Annotated in this window: 18 protein-coding genes and 8 tRNA genes; 20 read left to right on the top strand and 6 right to left on the bottom strand. The window is 36.7% G+C overall.

Annotation, left to right across the window (positions count from 1 at the left end):
- From JNG87_RS09175 to JNG87_RS09105, 15 genes are all read left to right on the top strand, one after another.
- A tRNA-Asn gene (locus tag JNG87_RS09175) sits at positions 1–72 on the top strand.
- Between the two features lie 216 nt (positions 73–288).
- A tRNA-Cys gene (locus JNG87_RS09170) sits at positions 289–370 on the top strand.
- 206 nt (positions 371–576) lie between these two features.
- Positions 577–663: transfer RNA gene (locus JNG87_RS09165), tRNA-Tyr, on the top strand.
- A 77-nt stretch (positions 664–740) separates the two neighbouring features.
- Positions 741–812, top strand: a tRNA-Glu gene (locus JNG87_RS09160).
- Between the two features lie 359 nt (positions 813–1,171).
- Positions 1,172–1,245 (top strand) — tRNA-Leu (locus JNG87_RS09155).
- A 76-nt stretch (positions 1,246–1,321) separates the two neighbouring features.
- Positions 1,322–1,394: transfer RNA gene (locus tag JNG87_RS09150), tRNA-Leu, on the top strand.
- Positions 1,395–1,479: 85 nt separating this feature from the next.
- Positions 1,480–1,550 (top strand) — tRNA-Gln (locus JNG87_RS09145).
- A 7-nt stretch (positions 1,551–1,557) separates the two neighbouring features.
- Positions 1,558–1,628 (top strand) — tRNA-Trp (locus JNG87_RS09140).
- A 125-nt stretch (positions 1,629–1,753) separates the two neighbouring features.
- A complete protein-coding gene (locus JNG87_RS09135; RefSeq protein ID WP_202843605.1) occupies positions 1,754–2,239 on the top strand; it encodes a ribonuclease H-like YkuK family protein in 486 nt (161 codons plus the stop codon).
- Positions 2,240–2,297: 58 nt separating this feature from the next.
- Positions 2,298–2,669 carry a cyclic-phosphate processing receiver domain-containing protein gene (locus JNG87_RS09130; protein ID WP_120233401.1) on the top strand — a complete coding sequence of 124 codons (372 nt, stop codon included), beginning with the start codon at positions 2,298–2,300 and terminating at the stop codon, positions 2,667–2,669.
- Positions 2,669–3,232 (top strand): DinB family protein, encoded by a 564-nt coding sequence (locus JNG87_RS09125; RefSeq protein ID WP_202843604.1) that lies wholly within the window; start codon positions 2,669–2,671, stop codon positions 3,230–3,232. Before JNG87_RS09130 ends, JNG87_RS09125 begins: the two co-directional genes overlap by 1 nt.
- 6 nt (positions 3,233–3,238) lie before the next feature.
- The gene (locus JNG87_RS09120; protein ID WP_202843602.1) at positions 3,239–4,255 is read left to right on the top strand and encodes an RNA ligase, Rnl2 family; all 1,017 of its coding nucleotides are present in this window, start codon (positions 3,239–3,241) and stop codon (positions 4,253–4,255) included.
- A 192-nt stretch (positions 4,256–4,447) separates the two neighbouring features.
- Positions 4,448–5,011 carry a metallophosphoesterase family protein gene (locus JNG87_RS09115; protein WP_202843599.1) on the top strand — a complete coding sequence of 188 codons (564 nt, stop codon included), beginning with the start codon at positions 4,448–4,450 and terminating at the stop codon, positions 5,009–5,011.
- Between the two features lie 98 nt (positions 5,012–5,109).
- The gene (locus JNG87_RS09110; protein WP_202843597.1) at positions 5,110–5,652 is read left to right on the top strand and encodes a 3'-5' exonuclease; all 543 of its coding nucleotides are present in this window, start codon (positions 5,110–5,112) and stop codon (positions 5,650–5,652) included.
- Between the two features lie 113 nt (positions 5,653–5,765).
- Positions 5,766–6,317: a 3'-5' exonuclease gene (locus tag JNG87_RS09105; protein ID WP_202843595.1), complete on the top strand. Its 552-nt coding sequence runs from the start codon at positions 5,766–5,768 to the stop codon at positions 6,315–6,317.
- Between the two features lie 65 nt (positions 6,318–6,382).
- On the opposite strand, the gene JNG87_RS09100 is transcribed toward JNG87_RS09105, so the two are convergent.
- Genes JNG87_RS09100 through JNG87_RS09085 form a run of 4 tightly spaced genes read right to left on the bottom strand, consistent with a single transcriptional unit; the run spans position 6,383 to position 8,481 of the window.
- On the bottom strand, positions 6,383–7,267 hold the full coding sequence (locus tag JNG87_RS09100) for an alpha/beta fold hydrolase (RefSeq protein ID WP_202843593.1): 885 nt from the start codon (positions 7,265–7,267) through the stop codon (positions 6,383–6,385).
- Positions 7,268–7,705, bottom strand: a complete 438-nt coding sequence (locus JNG87_RS09095; protein ID WP_202843591.1) for a DUF1330 domain-containing protein — start codon at positions 7,703–7,705, stop codon at positions 7,268–7,270.
- Positions 7,706–7,709: 4 nt separating this feature from the next.
- Positions 7,710–8,048, bottom strand: a complete 339-nt coding sequence (locus JNG87_RS09090; protein WP_202843589.1) for a GIY-YIG nuclease family protein — start codon at positions 8,046–8,048, stop codon at positions 7,710–7,712.
- A gap of 7 nt (positions 8,049–8,055) precedes the next feature.
- Positions 8,056–8,481, bottom strand: coding sequence for a MarR family winged helix-turn-helix transcriptional regulator (locus JNG87_RS09085; protein WP_202843587.1), 426 nt, complete (start codon positions 8,479–8,481; stop codon positions 8,056–8,058).
- 680 nt (positions 8,482–9,161) lie between these two features.
- On the opposite strand from JNG87_RS09085, the gene JNG87_RS09080 reads away from it, so the two are divergent.
- From JNG87_RS09080 to JNG87_RS09070, 3 genes are read left to right on the top strand one after another with little or no spacing between them, the layout of a single operon-like run.
- Complete coding sequence (locus tag JNG87_RS09080; protein WP_202843585.1) at positions 9,162–9,482, top strand: hypothetical protein; 321 nt, start codon at positions 9,162–9,164, stop codon at positions 9,480–9,482.
- 5 nt (positions 9,483–9,487) lie between these two features.
- Entirely contained in the window at positions 9,488–12,184 is a 2,697-nt protein-coding gene (locus JNG87_RS09075) for a DUF6493 family protein (protein ID WP_202843583.1), read from the top strand.
- A 3-nt stretch (positions 12,185–12,187) separates the two neighbouring features.
- Positions 12,188–13,531: an SWIM zinc finger family protein gene (locus tag JNG87_RS09070; RefSeq protein ID WP_202843581.1), complete on the top strand. Its 1,344-nt coding sequence runs from the start codon at positions 12,188–12,190 to the stop codon at positions 13,529–13,531.
- An 83-nt stretch (positions 13,532–13,614) separates the two neighbouring features.
- On the opposite strand, the gene JNG87_RS09065 is transcribed toward JNG87_RS09070, so the two are convergent.
- Positions 13,615–14,067, bottom strand: a complete 453-nt coding sequence (locus JNG87_RS09065; RefSeq protein WP_202843579.1) for a VOC family protein — start codon at positions 14,065–14,067, stop codon at positions 13,615–13,617.
- A 396-nt stretch (positions 14,068–14,463) separates the two neighbouring features.
- On the opposite strand from JNG87_RS09065, the gene JNG87_RS09060 reads away from it, so the two are divergent.
- Entirely contained in the window at positions 14,464–15,981 is a 1,518-nt protein-coding gene (locus JNG87_RS09060; protein WP_202843577.1) for a TROVE domain-containing protein, read from the top strand.
- A gap of 599 nt (positions 15,982–16,580) precedes the next feature.
- Positions 16,581–17,420: a hypothetical protein gene (locus JNG87_RS09055; RefSeq protein ID WP_202843575.1), complete on the top strand. Its 840-nt coding sequence runs from the start codon at positions 16,581–16,583 to the stop codon at positions 17,418–17,420.
- A 428-nt stretch (positions 17,421–17,848) separates the two neighbouring features.
- Here the strand turns inward: JNG87_RS09055 and JNG87_RS09050 are convergent, their stop codons facing one another.
- The gene (locus tag JNG87_RS09050) at positions 17,849–18,187 is read right to left on the bottom strand and encodes a hypothetical protein (protein WP_110009580.1); all 339 of its coding nucleotides are present in this window, start codon (positions 18,185–18,187) and stop codon (positions 17,849–17,851) included.
- Between the last annotated feature and the right edge of the window lie 9 nt (positions 18,188–18,196).

Raw genomic sequence — 18,196 nt, 5'->3', positions numbered from 1 at the left:
GATTTTGTAGCTCAATGGCAGAGCACCGGTCTGTTAAGCCGGAAGTTGAAAGTTCGAGTCTTTCCAGAATCGCAGGTAACTAATTGTTAATTGTTTCAGGAGAAAAAGTAAAGTTTGTCGAGAGCAGAAGATCTTACGCCAAACACGAAAAATACAGACAGGCTTTTCTTCTCTCCGGATGAATTAAAAGTTAAAGAATATCATTTATAAATTTTTAGGTAAAATAAAGTTTGTCAGGCGCAGAAGTTCTTTATCAAATAAATGAAGACAGACTTTATTTTTTAATCTGATGGTTCGCCGAAGTAGAAGAGTCGGGGCGGTCTGCAAAACCGTTGTGTCAACTGAGTGGGTTTGAATCCCATAGCCATCTCAATGTAAAAATTATAGGAGATATAAAGAATCATTTATCAATGATCTTTTATCATCTATAACAAAGAATATCCTTTATTAATAAAAGAAAAAGGCTGTCGAGCGCAGAAGATCTTTAACCAAACATTCAATATAAAGACAGACCTTTTCTTTTCAAAAAGGAAAAATGAGGAATTACTTATGAATTACTAATTGCTCATAAAACAGGGAAGTACGCCGAAGTTGGAGAGTCGGGGCAGACTGTAAATCTGTTGCTTCATTGCTGAGTAGGTTCGAATCCTACTACTTCCACCAACCACAGATAATGTAATGGCAGCATGCAGGAAATGTACTCTTGTTGTCCAGGTTCGATTCCTGGTTTGTGGATTAACGCTCTATTCGTCTAACGGTGAGGACGCCTGCCTTTCGAGCAGAAAACAAGGGTTCGATTCCCTTATAGAGTACTGGATGTGAATAACTGGTCAATATTGAATTGATTTAATACCATGAAAGTTCAGATTGTTTTTAAAAATTGGCCAGTTATCATTCACACAAAAAAGAAGAAAAGAGAAAAAAGGACTGTCGAGCGCAGAAGATCTTTAGTCAATAAAAACAGACAGCCTTTTACTTTTTTAAACAAAATACATTAGGAAATGAGAAAGGTTTGTCGAGAGCAGAAGATCTTTACAAATACTAGCAGGCATAATTTATAAACAGACAGAGCTTTCTCAAACCTAGACATAATATGAGTAATAAGTAATGAGCAATGAGTAATAATGAAAATAGAAAGTATTACCAATTACTCATTACTCATAAAAATAACGCCTCTCTATTCCAATTGGCAGAGAAAACGGCTTTAAACCCCGTAAAGTCCCAGTTCGAATCTGGGGAGAGGTACAGGATATGAATAATAAGTAATGAGCAATGAGTAATAATAAAAATAGAAAATATTACTCATTACTTATAAAAACCTGCGGGAATGGTGGAATGGCAGACACTCTTGATTTAGGATCAAGCTTTTGGGGGTTCGAGTCCCTCTTCCCGTACAAAAACATAAATGATAAGAGATTAATGATCAATGATTGCTGAGCACTTCATCAATTATCAATCAACATTTATCAATTATAAAATTGATTCATAGTGTAATGGCAGCACACAAGATTTTGATTCTTGGAGTTTAGGTTCGAGTCCTAATGAATCAACAATTTTACTCTGATGGTGTAATGATAGCATCTCAGTCTCCAAAACTGATGGTATCGGTTCAAGTCCGGTTCGGAGTGCAAAGTGAATAGTCAATAGTGAATTTTGCTTTGCAAATGAATTTAAAAATATTGACAGTGAAAACTAATTGACGATTCACAATTCACAAATTAATTTAAAACAAAATTTAAAACATGTAGAAAAAATGGAAACGCAACAACAAATATGGCAGAATATGAGTGGAAAAATTTTCCAGCACTCTATCACACAGCTGGTAGAAGAAGCCATCATTCGCGAACAGGCCAACGGACACCGTTTGAAAGTATGTGTGGGATCAGACTCCCACGTATACGGAGATGCCATCAGTTATGCCACGGCAGTAGTGTTTATTCGTGAGGGAAAAGGAGCGTTTACCTTTATCAGAAAAGAAAGAGAAATACAGAGTATCAGTATCAAGGAGCGAATGCTGAATGAAGTCAATAAATCCGTTGAAATTGCATACGCGATCTGTTCTGTGCTGGATGCTTATGGTGTGGAAATGGAGGTACACGCAGACATTAATACCGACCCGGATTTTAAATCCAATGTAGCATTAAAAGATGCTATGGGATATATTCTGGGAATGGGATATGTGTTTAAAGCAAAGCCTTACGCTTTCGCAAGTTCCAATTGTGCTGATATGATGGTGTAAGAAAGATGGAAGAGGGATGTTGGGAGCTGGAAGTTTAAAGAATTTAAAAAAATTAACAATGGAAAAAACAAAAAGATTATTATTTCTGGATGATATAAGATATCCGATCGAGGCTTATCATTATACCCAACAGGATATTTTCCTCAGAAGTGACTGGCACATTGTTCGGAATTACGAACAGTTTGTCAACAGGATCTTGGAAAAAGGACTCCCGGAAATGATATCTTTTGACCATGATCTTGCAGACGAACACTATTTGAAACAGAATTCTCAGGAATTTGTTGAGAAAACAGGATACGACTGCGCCAAATGGCTGGTAGAATATTGTATGGATCATTATCTGGATCTTCCGAAATTCTATTGCCACTCCATGAATCCGGTAGGAAAGGAAAATATCCTAAACCTGCTGCAAAACTTTAAAGAATTGTAATGGACATTTTTAGATTTATTGAAGATATAAAAGCACATCTGAAGCTCACATTTGATAATGTAGACGGATGGTTTCAAAAAGATAAAAAAACGTTGAATCATCAGCCTTCAAACGGAGGCTGGACGATTCAGCAGATTTTAGAGCACATTTATCTTACGAATTTTTATCTGCTCATCCTTATCGAAAAAGGGTCCAAAAAAGCAATGAAGAATTCTTTAGAACTTGATCTGGAATCTGAAATAAAAAACTACAGTTTCAATAAAGAAAATTTTGACAAAGTAGGTGAATATGGTGCTTTTGAATGGATAAGACCAGAACATATGGAGCCGAAAGGAGAATTAAGCTTAGATGAAATCCGAAGCTTAATAGGCCAACAATTTCTTCAATGCTTAAACTATCTTGAGGTAATGAAAAATGGCGAAGGCGTTTTGTATAAAACTACAATGACAGTGAATGAACTGGGGAAAATCAATGTATATGAATATATTTATTTTCTTTCACTCCATGCCCAAAGACACATTACCCAGATGGAAAAAAACGAATCAGAAACGATTAAAAACTAAAACAAAATGATTTTCAAAACATATAACGCTATAGAAAATGCTTACCAGGCCCGCGTGATCGAACAGATCAGAATGCAGGGTTTTGGGGATGAGGTTTTCATCGTACAGGAAAAAGTTCACGGCGCTAATTTCTCTTTCTTTACCGACGGAAAGGAAATTAAAATAGCGAAGAGAACTGCTTTCATCGAAAAAGATGAAAAATTTTTCAATGCCCATCAGGTTTTGGAACGCTACAGAAATAATGTAATAGAAGTGTTTCAGAAAGTAAAGACCATCCACCCGGATGTTGAAACTGTAGTGATCTACGGTGAATTGTTCGGTGGCGGTTACCAGCATAAAGAAGTAGAATCCGTAAAAGATGCTGTGAAAGTACAGAAAGGTATTGAATATGCCCCTCACAATGAATTTTACGCTTTCGATATTAAACTGAATGGAATCACCTATCTGGATACAGACGTTGTCAATCAGATTTTTGAAGAGACAGGATTTTTCTATGCTAGAATCTTGTTTCAGGGAACTCTGGAAGACGCTTTGAGATTCCCCAATGTTTTCAATTCATACATTCCAGCCTGGCTTGGATTACCTGAATTAGAGAACAATAGGTGTGAAGGAACTATTGTAAAAACTTTGAAGACCAAATACTTTGGGAACGGCGCAAGAATCATTCTGAAAAACAAGAATGAAAAATGGGTCGAAAAAGCGAAAATGGTTAAAAAACAAGCGAAAACTGTTCAGAAACAAGTTCATTTCAGTGAAAAAGCTCTGGAGATCTGGGAGGAAATCCAAAAATATGCTACAGCCAACAGACTGAATAATGTGGTGAGCAAAATCGGTGAATTCGAACCTAAAATGATAGGTAAGGTAATTGGTCTTTTTTCACAGGATATTTTAGAGGATTTCCAGAAAGACTTCCCGGCAGCTTTTGCCACTATTGAAAAAGAAGAGCAGAAAAGGATCAATAAAAAGTTGAATTCTTTAGTCATTGATTTTATAAAAGAAGAGTTGATGACTCTCAAAGTATAGTTTCGGTAATTTTTTACCGAAACTTTTTTATGTATAATAAGCAACCATCAAAGTCAGAAGAACAAAAACACTTCATTGTATTAAAGAGGAAACAGGGCTCATAAAAGTGTGGCAATTCCCATCATTTGGAGGGGTGGCGAAAATTTAGAATTTTTGACGGGGTGGTTTAAAAAAGAAAAAACAATTAAAAAAATGAAACCCAATATATTTTTTACAGCAGACCATCATTTTGGTCATGAGAATATTATAAAATTTTCAGAGCGGCCTTTTGAATCTCTGGACCATATGAATGAAGAACTCATTAAAAGATGGAATGAGAAAATTGAGCCCGGTGATACGGTATACCACTTAGGAGATATGAGTTTAGGAAAACCGGATTTTACAAAAGAAATTCTAGATCACTTACATGGTAATATCCATCTGATCAAAGGCAATCATGAAGGAGCTGCTTTAACGTATCCCAAACGATTTGCTTCCATCAGAGATTACCACGAACTGAGAATTGATGAACCGGATCAAAATAATGGCAAACAGAAAATCATTCTTTTCCATTACGCCATGCGTACCTGGAATGGCTCCCACCGTGGGGTCTGGCAATTATACGGTCACTCGCACGGAACATTGCCGGATGATGAAATGGCACTCAGTTTTGACGTTGGGGTAGACTGTCACAATTTTTATCCGGTTTCCTACGAAGAAGTTAAAGAAATAATGAAGAGAAAAAAATGGACGCCTCCATTTGCTCCCAGGAATTAACAATTAACAATGAAAATGAAGCTTGAGGATATGAGAAGTATAAACCAAACTAAATTCTAACCTCTAACCTCTAACTTCTAATTTCTAAGAATAAAATCATGAAAACAACCAATGAGATAATCATTATCGATCTGGAAGCTACATGCTGGGAAAACGACAGAATTCCCATTGGGCAGCAGGTCGATATTATAGAAATAGGAATTTGCAAATTAAACTTAACATCAAAAGCGATTTCGCAGAAACAAAGCATCTATGTCATTCCGGAGCGGTCAGAGATCAACAGATTCTGTACACAATTGACAGGAATTACGCCACAACTGATAGAAGAAAAAGGAATCTATTTCGAAGAAGCCTGTGAAATAATCAGAGATCAATACCATTCTGTACTGCTTACCTGGGCAGGTTATGGAAACTTCGACGGAGAGCAGATCATAGAACAATGTGACTGGCTCGGGATAACCAATCCTTTTTCAGAAAATTATATGAATGTGATGCATGAATTTAAAAGACATTTCAAATTACATAAACAAATAGGGCTTAAAAGAGCTTTAAGTTATTTGAATATGAGTTTTGAAGGCACCCATCACAGCGGAGCAGACGATGCTTATAATACAGCCAGAATTTTAAGTAAGATTCTGTAAATAGTCAATAAGCTGGAGGACAGAGGCTGGAGGCTGAAAGTAAATGAGATACTATTAAAACTTTCCTCTTTCTGCATCTCTCTTCCAATCTTTAACAATTAAATTTTAAACAAGTGAAAACAACAGAAAATATATTAATAGTAGACCTTGAAGCAACATGTTGGGAAAACCGGCCGCCAAGAGGTCAGGAAAGTGAGATCATTGAAATCGGAGTATGCATCATGAATGCAAAAACGGGTAAGATCTCTAAAAATGAAGGGATTTTAATCAAACCCCAGCATTCAAAAGTGAGTCCATTCTGTACGGAATTGACTACAATTACCCAAAATATGCTGGATCATGAAGGCATTATGCTGGATGATGCTTTTGATATCCTGAGGGCAGAATATGATTCCGAAGAACTGACATGGGCAAGCTACGGAAACTATGATCTGAATATGCTTCAAAACCAGGCAAGAAGATTCTACACAGATTATCCAATGAGTGATGATCACATCAATGTGAAGACATTATTTGGTGAAATTCATCCTACGATCAGGAAAAGTGTCGGAATGAACAGAGCTTTGGGCGAATTGGGTATGACTTTAGAAGGTACCCACCACAGAGGTGTAGACGATGCCAAAAACATTGCAAAGATTCTGCATTGGTGCCTGAAGAATTATTAAATAATGAAAATAGAAACAGATATTTAAAAATGAAGACTGTCTCAAAATGATGAGGCAGTCTTTTTTTATTTTGTTAAATCAAAGATTCTTTCAATGATGAAGACATAAAGCTCCCTCGGAATAGAATGTCCCATCCCTTCAATAAGAAGCCATTCGGCACCCGGAATAGAATCCGCAATATCTTTTCCGCAATCAGGATGAAAGATCAGATCGTCTGTTCCATGAATGATTAAAGTTGGAGCAGTTATTTTCTTTGGCACTTCAGGATTATACTGAAAGGAACCCATTGCTAAAAGCTGCCGGATAATTCCGTTTTTGGTTCTGGAACGTATAAGTTCCTCTTCAAGCAAAGCTTTTTCCTGATTCGAATCAAAAATATATCCCGAACCCGATATTTTTTTTGCAAAACGGATCTTTTCTCTTAGATACTCTTCTTTCTGAAGAACAGGATCAGCAGACACCTGTGTCATCATAGCCATCACTTCCGGATCAGGTTTGGGAAGGGAAGGATTCATAGAAGTAGACATGATGATCGTCAATGATAAAACTCTTTCAGGATAATAGGAACCTAAAAGCTGTGCAATAATTCCTCCCATGGAACGTCCTGCAATATGAGCTTTTTCAATATTTAAATGATTAAGAAGACCGATAACATCATCCGCCATATTCATTAAAGAATAAGGAATCCCTTCTTTACTGAGCATCGCAAAAATCTCTTCAATGCTTTTATCAGAAGGTATTTCCCTTTTTGTATTAAAAACAGAACTCCCCGAATCTCTGTTATCAAACCGGATAACCCTGAATCCTTTTTCAACCAAAAGATCACAGAATGTATGATCCCAACGGATCATCTGACTTCCCAATCCGGAAATTAATACAATGGTATCAGGATTTTTCTCACCCAATACCTCATAGCATAATTCCACCTCATTCATTTTGACTGTTTTCATTTAATCCCTTTGTGTATTTAATACTATTTCTTCCAATGGTAAAAGCCTTGAATCCTCTACTGCAGCCATTCTGTGACCCATTATTTTCATATAAGCTTCATTTTTTTCGAAACCGAAAAAATCATTAACACTTTTTTGTTTGATTAAGAGGCACAGATCCCAATATTCACTTTCAGGACCTATCAGAAACTGATCTCCTTTTCCAATAAACAAAATTTCTCCGCCGCTTTCCTTTAAATAAGGTTCGGTTTCCCTGATATAGGTAAGATAGGCATCCAAACCGCTTGATTTTTCATTGGGCTTCAGATCCGGATAGTCTGAATAATCTGCTTCTTTTTTTAATCTGATCAGATTGAGGTTAATAATGGCTCCTTCTATATTTTTAGTAAACAGATGTTTACCTGCCTCAAAAGTTGGAGATAGATATTTTTTTGACATCACTTTAATATAATCCTGTAGTGAGTCCGGAAATATAAGACTGTTCAGCCTTTTGAACCTCTTTTCGGTAGTTGATAAATTCATTGTTCTGATCCGGAACAACAACTGCAAACTCAAAGGTAAAAGAATCACTTCCCGATTCTGTCCATTCCTTCTGTAACTGAGGATTTGTAAACATGCCTCCGTTTAGCAGAAATTTCATCTTATTCACCAGCGCTTCCAGATGTAAAGAAGCCTGAACATATTGTTTACCATTTAATTTGTTGGTAACAGCAAGAACTCCCATTGTTGTTGTATGGTCTTTTGCTTTTTCTCTTAGTTGTTTTTTTAATGCATTTTTCATCTTTTCATTATTGGATATTTCCTCCCAAATCAAATAAAAGCTCATTGACCATGCGTAGAGATTTACCTTTTTTGGAAGAAAGAATTTCTTTAGTAATATTTTCTGCGCTTAGCTTAGCTTCTTCAAATATCTTTTTACCATTAGGAGTGATGACCACATAACTTACGCGGGCATCTCTTTCGTTGCTTTCTCTGGATACCAGTCCGATTTTTTCCAATGGATTCAATAACCGGGTGACTCCCGATGCCGTAAGACCTATTCTTTCAGCAAGATCTATTCTCCTCATTCTGCTCTCAGAGGAAGAATAGAGCACATAAAGAATAACAAAGTCATTGAATCCCAGACCATGAACACTCAGAGAGTCAAATTTTCTGGCAATTACGGACTGTAGTTTATTGATGTTTATTAAAAGTAATAATTCTGTGCTTATCATTGAAAAGTGTTTGAGTTGTCAAGTATTTTGTTTTGCAAATATATAAAATTTATTGAATGGCTATCCTCTATTTATTATTTTAAATAAAATTAACGTATCGGTACGGTAAGATAATTTTGTTGTAAGCCATCATCAATACTAAAAATAAGACACCAAATGTTGTGTAAATATCACAATATAGAGCTTTTAGCTATTTTTTTTAATTTTATATCTTTAAACAGGGAATTATTTTTATTGTACTGAGAGCGTTATCAACTATTGTTTTATTAACTTAATATTTGTTAAAAAAATCACTTTTATGGGATAATTTACTGTCTGTCAGTCATTTTTTTTTATTTTAGCCAATGAGAATAAATGGATGTTTAGTAATGAAAGTTTTAAGGTAAAATATTTAAACTGTTATTGGCTGCAAAGCAGGTCATGAGTACAAAGAAAAATCCGGATAGACAAGATATCATTTGATTTTGCCATCGGATTCTTTAAAAGTTACACCCCTGAAAACATTTTTTATTAAATAATTTATTCAATTTTTGTCCGGATCTTTAAGATGATGGACTGATGACAATTTTATATAGGACTTCCTGTTTTAAAGACTTTGTTTTCACAGGAAAAAACTGCTGTTATAAAATACTGTGTATTAATGTTGTAGTGAAGGATTTGAAATAGTTTTAAATGTTGAAATGAAGATGAATTTACTTTTCATGGAGAGGCCTTATTTATTTCTGTCTCCGGGACTGTTTAATAAATATGAAACTCCCTGTGTTACGGCTTTTGAGACCCTTTTTAACAAGCGGTCTTCAAACAATTTTAAAAAATATAAAGGAAAACTGCTGACCTCCATTCTTTCAGCAGCTGGGAAAACGGTTTTTAATAACAAAAAGTACGGGCTCTATCATGAACTGTTAAAGTATAATGGGTTTGAACCAGAGAAAGCTCTTATCAAACTGCCTGAAGAATGGAATAAAACGAATAACCTGAAACAAATTTATACATCAAATTAAAGCCCATGAAAGAAAGACTTTATGAGATCCTTAATGAGGAAAAAGTACATGAGATTATTCCCTTTCTAAAAGAGCTTAGCATTGAAGAAAGGAAAACACTGATACCCTCTATCAAGAAAATGGACCGTGAGATCAGTAAAATTGTAATGACTAAAAACTCCTACCACACGGCAGGATCTGTGAACCAGCATTCCATTATAGATATAGCTTCTTTTGTATGTATGGACAAAAAGAATTTTGGTAAAAATTACTGGAGCCTTTTCCGCAATGCAGAACAGACCGAGCAGATATTGGAATGGGGATGCCCGGACTGGTTTTCAGACTTTATCAATGAATCGGTTGAAGCAGAATTTACAGCCTTCAATTATAAAGATATTTTAGGATGGTCAGAGAAAGGATATGTACAGCCCAAACCTGAATTATTGGGACATCACCTGAGTAATTATCCAGCTGATCTTGACCGTTATCCTGAAACACTGAATACACATTTCTGGTATTTATGTGAATTTCCTTCCAAATCTTTACCCTTCCGTAAAGAATGGTTTCCCATTGTTCAAAAGCTCATTGCTGAGAAGAAAATTGAAAGGAAAAGATTCCTGAAAGAATGCCTTCTGGCTTCCAACAGAAACTTTAATAAAAATGTCACGGGCTGGTTTATGGATGCTTTTACATCATTAAAACCAACAGAAGAAGAATTATCTGATCTGCAGGATGAACTGCTTGCAGGCCTTGTTTCTTCACAGTCAAAAGCCGTGAATACAATATTATCCCACCTGAAAAAAATTGTTGGGGCTGCTGAATTTAAAAATGAAGAATTTTCGCATTACCTTCCGAATTTGCTGAGTTCAGAAGTAAAAACAGTGGTGGTTTCCAGCCTGGGACTTACTGAAAAAATATTTCAGAGAAAGAAGGTAGATCCGGATATGCTCGGAGTGGCTTTAAGTACAGCGTTTGTTAGTAAAGATGATGGCATACAGTCAAAAGCAGCAAAGATCATTCTTAAATACATACCGGCTTCAGAAAATATGATTGAGGCACTTTCTCACTATTCAGATAATATATTGACGAATGTACGTCCGCTTTTAGTAAAATATATTGAAGAAAAACAGCCGGAACTGGAAGCTATAGCTTCGGAAAAACGATTGCTGGCTACAGATGAAAATGCAGTGCAGGTACTTCAGAATTTTGAAGATCTGATGTTCTATCTGCCTTTGGCAATGGACGATCCGTATAGCTATCATTGTGATATTGCTTTGACTGGATTTATCAGGTTTGCCGGAGATGTGGATGAAGATTCTGTGAAACTGATGGAACCTGTATTTTTAAAGGCCTGTAAAACCATTGCAAAATGGGAAGTTCCTTATCTGAATGTTTTGCTGTGCAATGCTATTATCAATTATGGGCTGGTATTAATGGAAAAATATCCGGTTCAGTTAAAGAATCTGGAAAAAATATATCAGAAAACAAGGGAGGAAGAAATAACAAGAGAGTCTTATTCCAATTATCAGAAGAAACTGGGCCCGATAGAAGATGTTGGAGCAGATTGTCCTGCAAGACAGGCTTTTAAAGAGATCGCTGTATATGCTGTTGAAAAAATAAAATCCGGGGATAAACTGCCTTTGTTATTTCCTATCACCCACGCGCCATGCTGGATTTCCCCTGTGACTCTCGTTGAGAGATTAGAGAATTATCAGAATAGTAATACAGAGCCTCATCATCTGGATATTCAGCTGGCCCTGCAGCGCTGTGCTTTGGATGATACTTCAGAAGCTGTTGCAGAAACAGAGAAAAGACTAAAGGGTGAATATAGAGAATTGTTGCTTTTCTTCTTTGGTAAAAATGAAAAACCGGAAGGCAAGTTTATACATCCTTCATGGTGGATGACAGCCGGAATTACACGTTCACCTGACACTGTTTTTGAAGAATTCAGAAGTTTCGGATATGAAAATATTCCTGTGGAATTCTTTTCAGGGGCTTACCAATGGAAGACCATTGACAATAAGAAAAACTCATACTATCCGGTAGAGCTGAATATTACGATTCCAAAATATCATCTCGAAAAAAGAAAAGAACCTTTGTTCCTGGAATATTTTGTAGCAGAGCAGAAAGAGCTTAATGAAATTCCTGCACTGATGCTGTGCTTTCCCAATACGCCTGCCAATGCTCTGGCGAAAGTTATCAAGTACTGTCTTTTCTATTCAGGAATTGCAGAAGTTTTTGAAAGAAACCTTGTTTTGAATACTGCCAATACACTGTATCAGATCAAGAAACCTCTGGATGAAATTGGTTATCTGTTTCTTGGGACTATTTTCCTGGATGGTGATAAAACCATCCGAGGAACTGCTGCTGAAATCTGGCTTGAACATGTTTCCTGTCAGATGATGGATAACGCAAGGCTGGGAAGAGTGATTGGTCTGCACGAAAAACTGGAGTGGGCGCCGGTGAAAAGATTGACAGATCTTATGCAGCATCACATGCTGAATGTAAGCAAAAATCATAATACTGCTCTCGAGGAATTGATTACCAATATTGTACTTCAAATGGAAGAACCGGTTACCAATCTGAAAAGAATTCTGGAAATTTACCATGAAGTATTGGCATTGAATCATTCATTGGTTCCTAAAGAAGTACTTGAAAAATTAAACCACTGGAAAGAAAACTCTAGCCTTAAAAAAATCTGTAATCTACTCCTGAAAAAATAGATCATGGAAGATACGCTTATTTACAACTATTCAGGAGCATCCTCTTTAGTTAGGACAGGTGCGCTTGAAGAGTTGTTCCTCGCCAAATACAATGAGGTATATAAAAATACTGATGCGCCCTGTTTCTTTTGGGGAAATGTAGGGCAGCCCTTTATTTTGGCCCGATGTCTGATCACACTTTCCAACATTGTGAAATCCAGTTTTAATCTGTCGCCGCTTCAGATGGCACACCTTAAAGATCCTATAGTGACAGCAGGAAATGGGAGAGTACGATTTGAAGGCTTTTCTCATTGTGCAGGAGTGTATGCAAGAGTAGATGTACTGCCTGATGGATTGGATGGAGAGTTTCTTGAAAACGGAACAACAAATGTGGATTTCAATCAGCCTATGATAAATGCTTTGGGAAGTATCCGTCCGAATGGAAAAATTATGCTTTCTGTAGGGCAAAAAGAAGTTGGGATTTATCAGGAAGAAAATAAAATAATAGAAAGAAAAGTCCCATTGCCTGTAAAATGGATCAAAGGATTGGGGACCGTTCAGGTCTATTTATCAGAATCAGTGAAACGCTACACCTTCAATAGAATCCAGACGCAGCAATTGTTTAGAGGAATGCCGAAAGGAGTGGTAAAGTCAGATTATTACTTAATTGTACGCGGAAATAAACCCATCTTTTCTCCGGTACAATCTACAGATTCTGTTTGCATAGGAGGAATTCACAGGCTTCGTCTTTTAGAGCCTCTTCTTCCTTATATTGATTCTATGCAGGTATTTGCACATGCCAACATGCAGTCCGTAACATGGCAGCTCAGTATGGGGAATATCCGTTTCAGTTTTTCTTTATCTAGAGAATGCTGGAGAGGTTTCTCAGGGGAAGGCGCAGTGTTAGATAGCCTGATTTCGGATGTTCCCGACGAATGGATTGACGCCTTGGATAAATATGCCTATGCCAACCAGTCCTTTAATCCTGCCACGCTTGCTCTGGAAGAGAATATCAGTTTTGACAAAGTTGAAAATAGTACCGGCAGGCTTGCTGCAATGGGATTACTCGGTTACGATCTTGATGACAGGGAATTTTTCTATCGCAGACTTCCATTTAAATTAAGCCGGATTATCGGGCTTAATCCCCGCATAAAAAATGCGGAAAAATTGATTGAAGACGGAAAAGTAGAAATCTTGAATAATAATAAAGAAAGAACAGAAGCCAGAGTAAGAGGAACCGGTGTACATCATACAGTAATCATTCAGGAAGAAAAAGAACGCTGTACCTGTGAGTGGTTCAGTAAATATCAGGGGGAAAGAGGTCCCTGTAAACATGTATTGGCAGTGAAAAAACTGGTTAATGTTTAAATACTGCTGATGCTCATCTTATCATTTTGTTGAGCAGCACAAAGGCGCAACATCTTGCGCCACTGTGTTGTAGTAGTGTCTTATTAATTACCAGTCTGCTTCATCCATTCCTCATAGCTCAGTACTCCCAGTTCCGGTCTGCCTTCACCCTCCAGAATAGAAATAAATTCAAGCTGATTTCCATCTGGATCATTAAAGTAAATTGCCAATGCAGGCATCCATGCAAATACCATAGGCTCTACAGTTCCGTTTTTTAGAAAATTGTAAGGTTTTAAATCCTTTTTTTCAAGAAATTCTACAGAATAATTCAAAATATCTTCTTTACTGCTGGAAAAAGCAAAATGTCTGGTCTGAAGATTCTCCTTTTGCTCCCAAAGCCCCAGCATAAATTGTTTTCCTTCTCCCGCCCATAGAAAAGCAATAGGTCTGGTTTCATCTTTGTGAGCCAGTTTTAATCCTAATACTTCCGTGTAAAACTGTATTGCATTTTCCAGATTGCTCACCTGAATATGAGTCTCGTATATTCCTTTAATCATAGCTTAATTTTAATAAAACAAAGCTAGAAAACTCTTATCTGAAAATTCCGCATAGACGATTTCTTTAATTAAAATGAATAATAGAAGGATTTTATAATGATGAATTATAAATGATGAATGAAGAATTCAATTTTATTCCTACAGCATCTGTGTTTTCTGTGTTATAATAATTTCAATATAGTACACAATAGAGTTGGTTTTAGCCCGCCTTTCAAATATAGCACCTTTCAGTCGGCTTTAACCAAAACTTAAAATCTGCGAGAATCAGATTAAAAATAAAAAAATCAAAGAAAAATTTCCTGCGCAAAAAGATTACGTAATACTGTTTTTACTTTGCATCAGAAATCAGAGAGGAAGTATCAATTCTTCCCATGTTTAACAATAAAAACAGTAACCATGAAATTTAATTTTTTAAAAAAAGAAACTAAAGTAGTACCAAACTACGAAGGTACAAAAGCATATGCCATGACACCTGCAGAAGAACTGTATAGTGCTGTTGTTACAACAGGACTGTCAGATGCCAACTACGAAAAAGGAAATGACAGATTAGGAAGAATCCAGTCTCTGATCAAAAAAAATGATCCTGAATTTGTGGCAAAGCTGGCCGTATATGCAAGAAAAGATATGTACTTAAGGTCTATTCCATTGGTTTTGACAACTGAACTGGCAAAGCAGATTTCCGGTACAGACCTTGTAAGCAAAACAGTAGATGGAGTCGTGCAGAGAGCGGATGAAATCACAGAATTGCTGGCGTACTACCAGCTTGCCAATAAAAGAACCGATACAAAGAAGCTGAACAAACTATCCAAGCAGATTCAGAAAGGACTGGTAAAATCATTCAATAAATTTGATGAATATCAGTTTGCCAAATACAACAGAAAAGCAGAAGTAACGCTGAAAGATGCATTATTTCTGGTTCACCCGAAAGCTAAGGATGAAAACCAACAAGCAGTTTTCAACAAAATTGCCAACAATACACTGGAAACTCCTTATACGTGGGAAGTGGAACTTTCCGTTCTAGGCCAGACAAAGTTTGCTAATGATGCAGAAAGAAAACTGGCTTTCAAAAACAAATGGGAAGAGCTGATCTTCAGCAACAAACTGGGTTATATGGCAACCATGAGAAACCTGAGGAATATTCTGGAAGCTAATGTATCGTCTGATGCGATGAACAAAGTGTGCAGATACCTTTCCGATGAAAGAGCTGTAACCAATTCAAAACAGCTCCCATTCCGATTCCTGGCGGCTTACAGAGAATTAAAAAACTTTGATTCTCCTTATCTGTCCTCCGTAGTGGAAGCTCTGGAAAGTGCTGTTTTGGTAAGTGCCAGAAACATCAAAGGTTTTGGTTTTGAGACATCAGTGGTGATCGCTGCCGACGTGTCAGGTTCTATGCAGAAAGCAGTTTCCAGCAAAAGTAAAATTTTGCTGTATGATATCGGTTTGCTGATGTCTATGATCCTCCAGTCACAGTGTAAAAACGTGGTAACGGGTATCTTCGGTGACCGTTGGCTAAGAGTTCCAATGCCGAAAAATGGTATTTTAAGGAATGTAGATGCCTTCTACAAACGTGAAGGTGAAGTAGGATATTCCACCAACGGTTATCTGGTGATGGAAGACCTTATCAAAAGAAAAGAGCAGGTGGATAAAGTAATGCTTTTCACTGATACCCAGATGTGGGATAGCACAGGAAACAGAAACTCTTTCGAAGACGTGTGGAAAAAGTACAAAGCCATCGCGCCTCATGCAAAGCTGTATATTTTTGACCTTGCAGGTTATGGTACACAGCCGCTTGATATCAGGAAGGATGATGTACATCTTATTGCTGGTTGGTCAGACAAAATTTTCGATGTACTGAACGCGTTGGAAGACAAAAAGTCTGCAGTAAAAATGATTCAGAAAGTAGTGCTGTAACAGGCACTGCTTTTAAAAATAAAACCTATGGAAATGTGACATAGGAAACGGAGGCGTTAAGAAAATAAGCTATGCGAACGTTAAGAAAATTCTATTGTTTGAAGCGCGACACAGAAATTGAAACGAAGAAGTCACATTACATTCGCGCAAGTTTTAGAATTTTTAGTGAGTGTAGATTATTTTTAGTCGGAGTTTCCAGGTCTTGAACTTTTGGTTCTTTTGCTTCAAGGCAAAACGAACAAAATTTAAATAAAATTATACTACGTAAATAGATTACGTAGTAGCAGTATGATTTTGTAAAAAGAAAACTAATAACCATGAATAATTAAAATCAAGTGTCGTCTTAGAATCATACTTCGAGATTGAGTAAGCATTGGGTCGCAGGTTCGAATCCTGCCTTCTCCCCCGAAAAGGAGAGGTAGCTCAGCAGGTAGAGCAAATGCACGGAAGATTCTGAAAAATATTACCTTGATTTGTAAAAGAGTGCCGTAGAAAAGACCTGCTTCGGTTTGATTTGGTTCGACTCCAGAAGGTCATGAAAGTGATCTTGTACAAGTCTTTTCGAATCCTGCCTCTTTTTATTTTAAAATTTAATAACCATGCATATACCAAGTAATCTGACTGAATTTTTATACTGGGTCAAAGAACGCACAGAAAAACTGTGGTCTGTGGATGATGAAAATTGTCCTAAAGGATTTTACGGAGCCAAATGGCAAGGGCTTTCTGAAGAACAGATTGATCAGGTTGAGAAAAAATATAAGATCAGTTTTATTCCTGAGCATAAAGAATTTTTAAAGATTCTTCATGCGATTGATAAAAAAGAAATTGTTGAATATGAATATGATGGAGAATTAATTACTGAAGAACGTGATTTTTTTTATAATTGGCTTGCTGATGAAAAGGAAGTTGAGGAAATAATAAAAGGTTCTTATAATTGGATGAAGCACGATGTGAATGAGAAGAGCCAGGTGTGGCTTAATTCATGGGGAATAAAATCTGCATCTTTGGAAAAGAGAATAGAAGTTTTTGAAGAATGGTTTTCTCATGTTCCAGCTCTTTTACCATTAACTGGTCTCCGATATATTGTAAGTGATGAGAATCTTAAATGGAAACCGATTATTTCTATGGGATCTTCCGATATTATTGTTATGGGTTGGGATTTTAGAACTTATTTATTAAATGAAATAGGTAACCATCTTAATATCCATATTGAGGTCTTTGATGAAGAAGACCAAATGTTTTATCCGCAACTTATTGATGAGGTAAAGTATATATTTGATGAAAATTTTAAGTATGATGAAACCAAAGATATTCCTTATCTGAAAGAAAGGATTCTCTATTGGTCTTGTGGATGGAGGAGTTTCGGTTTAAATTATTATTCAGAGAATGCCAGCATTCATCCTATTGTCAAAACATATATTGCTGAAGAAGGAAAATAAAAACAAACAAGTGCCGTAGAAAAATGTTACTTCGCTCATCACGACGGGGTCACGGGTTCGAGTCCCGTCTCTTCCACAACAAAAAACACAGTTTATATAGGAAGAGTAGCTCAGCTGGTTAGAGCACGACTGCATTTTTCGCTTATTGTCTTGATTTCATCATATGAGGAGTCGGAAGTGGGACGTTGAAAGATCTTTGTATCGTAATTTTCTATAAAGCCGGAGGAATCTCAGGCTTGCCATCTTTCTTCTTTCCACTTCCAGCTTCTTTATATGACCATCTGAAGTGTCGTCAGGAAAAAATACATCGCACTATAATGACGGGAGGAATAGCGAAGCCGGTTACTCCGGCAAGGTTATCCGGTTCGACTCCGGCAAACGACAGCCCGGTTTTTTCCTTATTATTACCTTTAAAAAATGCCGGTAGATTATGTACCGGCACTTTTCATTGTATCTTCAAGCTCTTTTTCAAACATTCCTTTCCATTTTGAAAGAGTAGTCCGGCTTATTTTATATTTCCTTGACATATAGCTTGTTGAGTGGCCATGTTTTTTCTGATACTGAAGCAGTTTTAACATCGTCTGCCTGTCATAGGTTTTCAGTTTCTGATTTTCTCTGGACTGCTTGAACAGCTTTTCATTGAACTTAAGTACATCATCACTGGTGTGAAGCTTTTCAAGAAGTTCTTTGATTTTCGGATCTTTCAGCTTTTCAGGATATTCCATCTTTAGCATATCCTGATAAATTCTTTTGTAATTTGGGCGCATGTTTTATCT

Source organism: Chryseobacterium cucumeris (assembly GCF_016775705.1).
GTDB lineage: Bacteria > Bacteroidota > Bacteroidia > Flavobacteriales > Weeksellaceae > Chryseobacterium > Chryseobacterium cupriresistens.
This window is presented reverse-complemented; position numbering and strand designations above follow the sequence as displayed.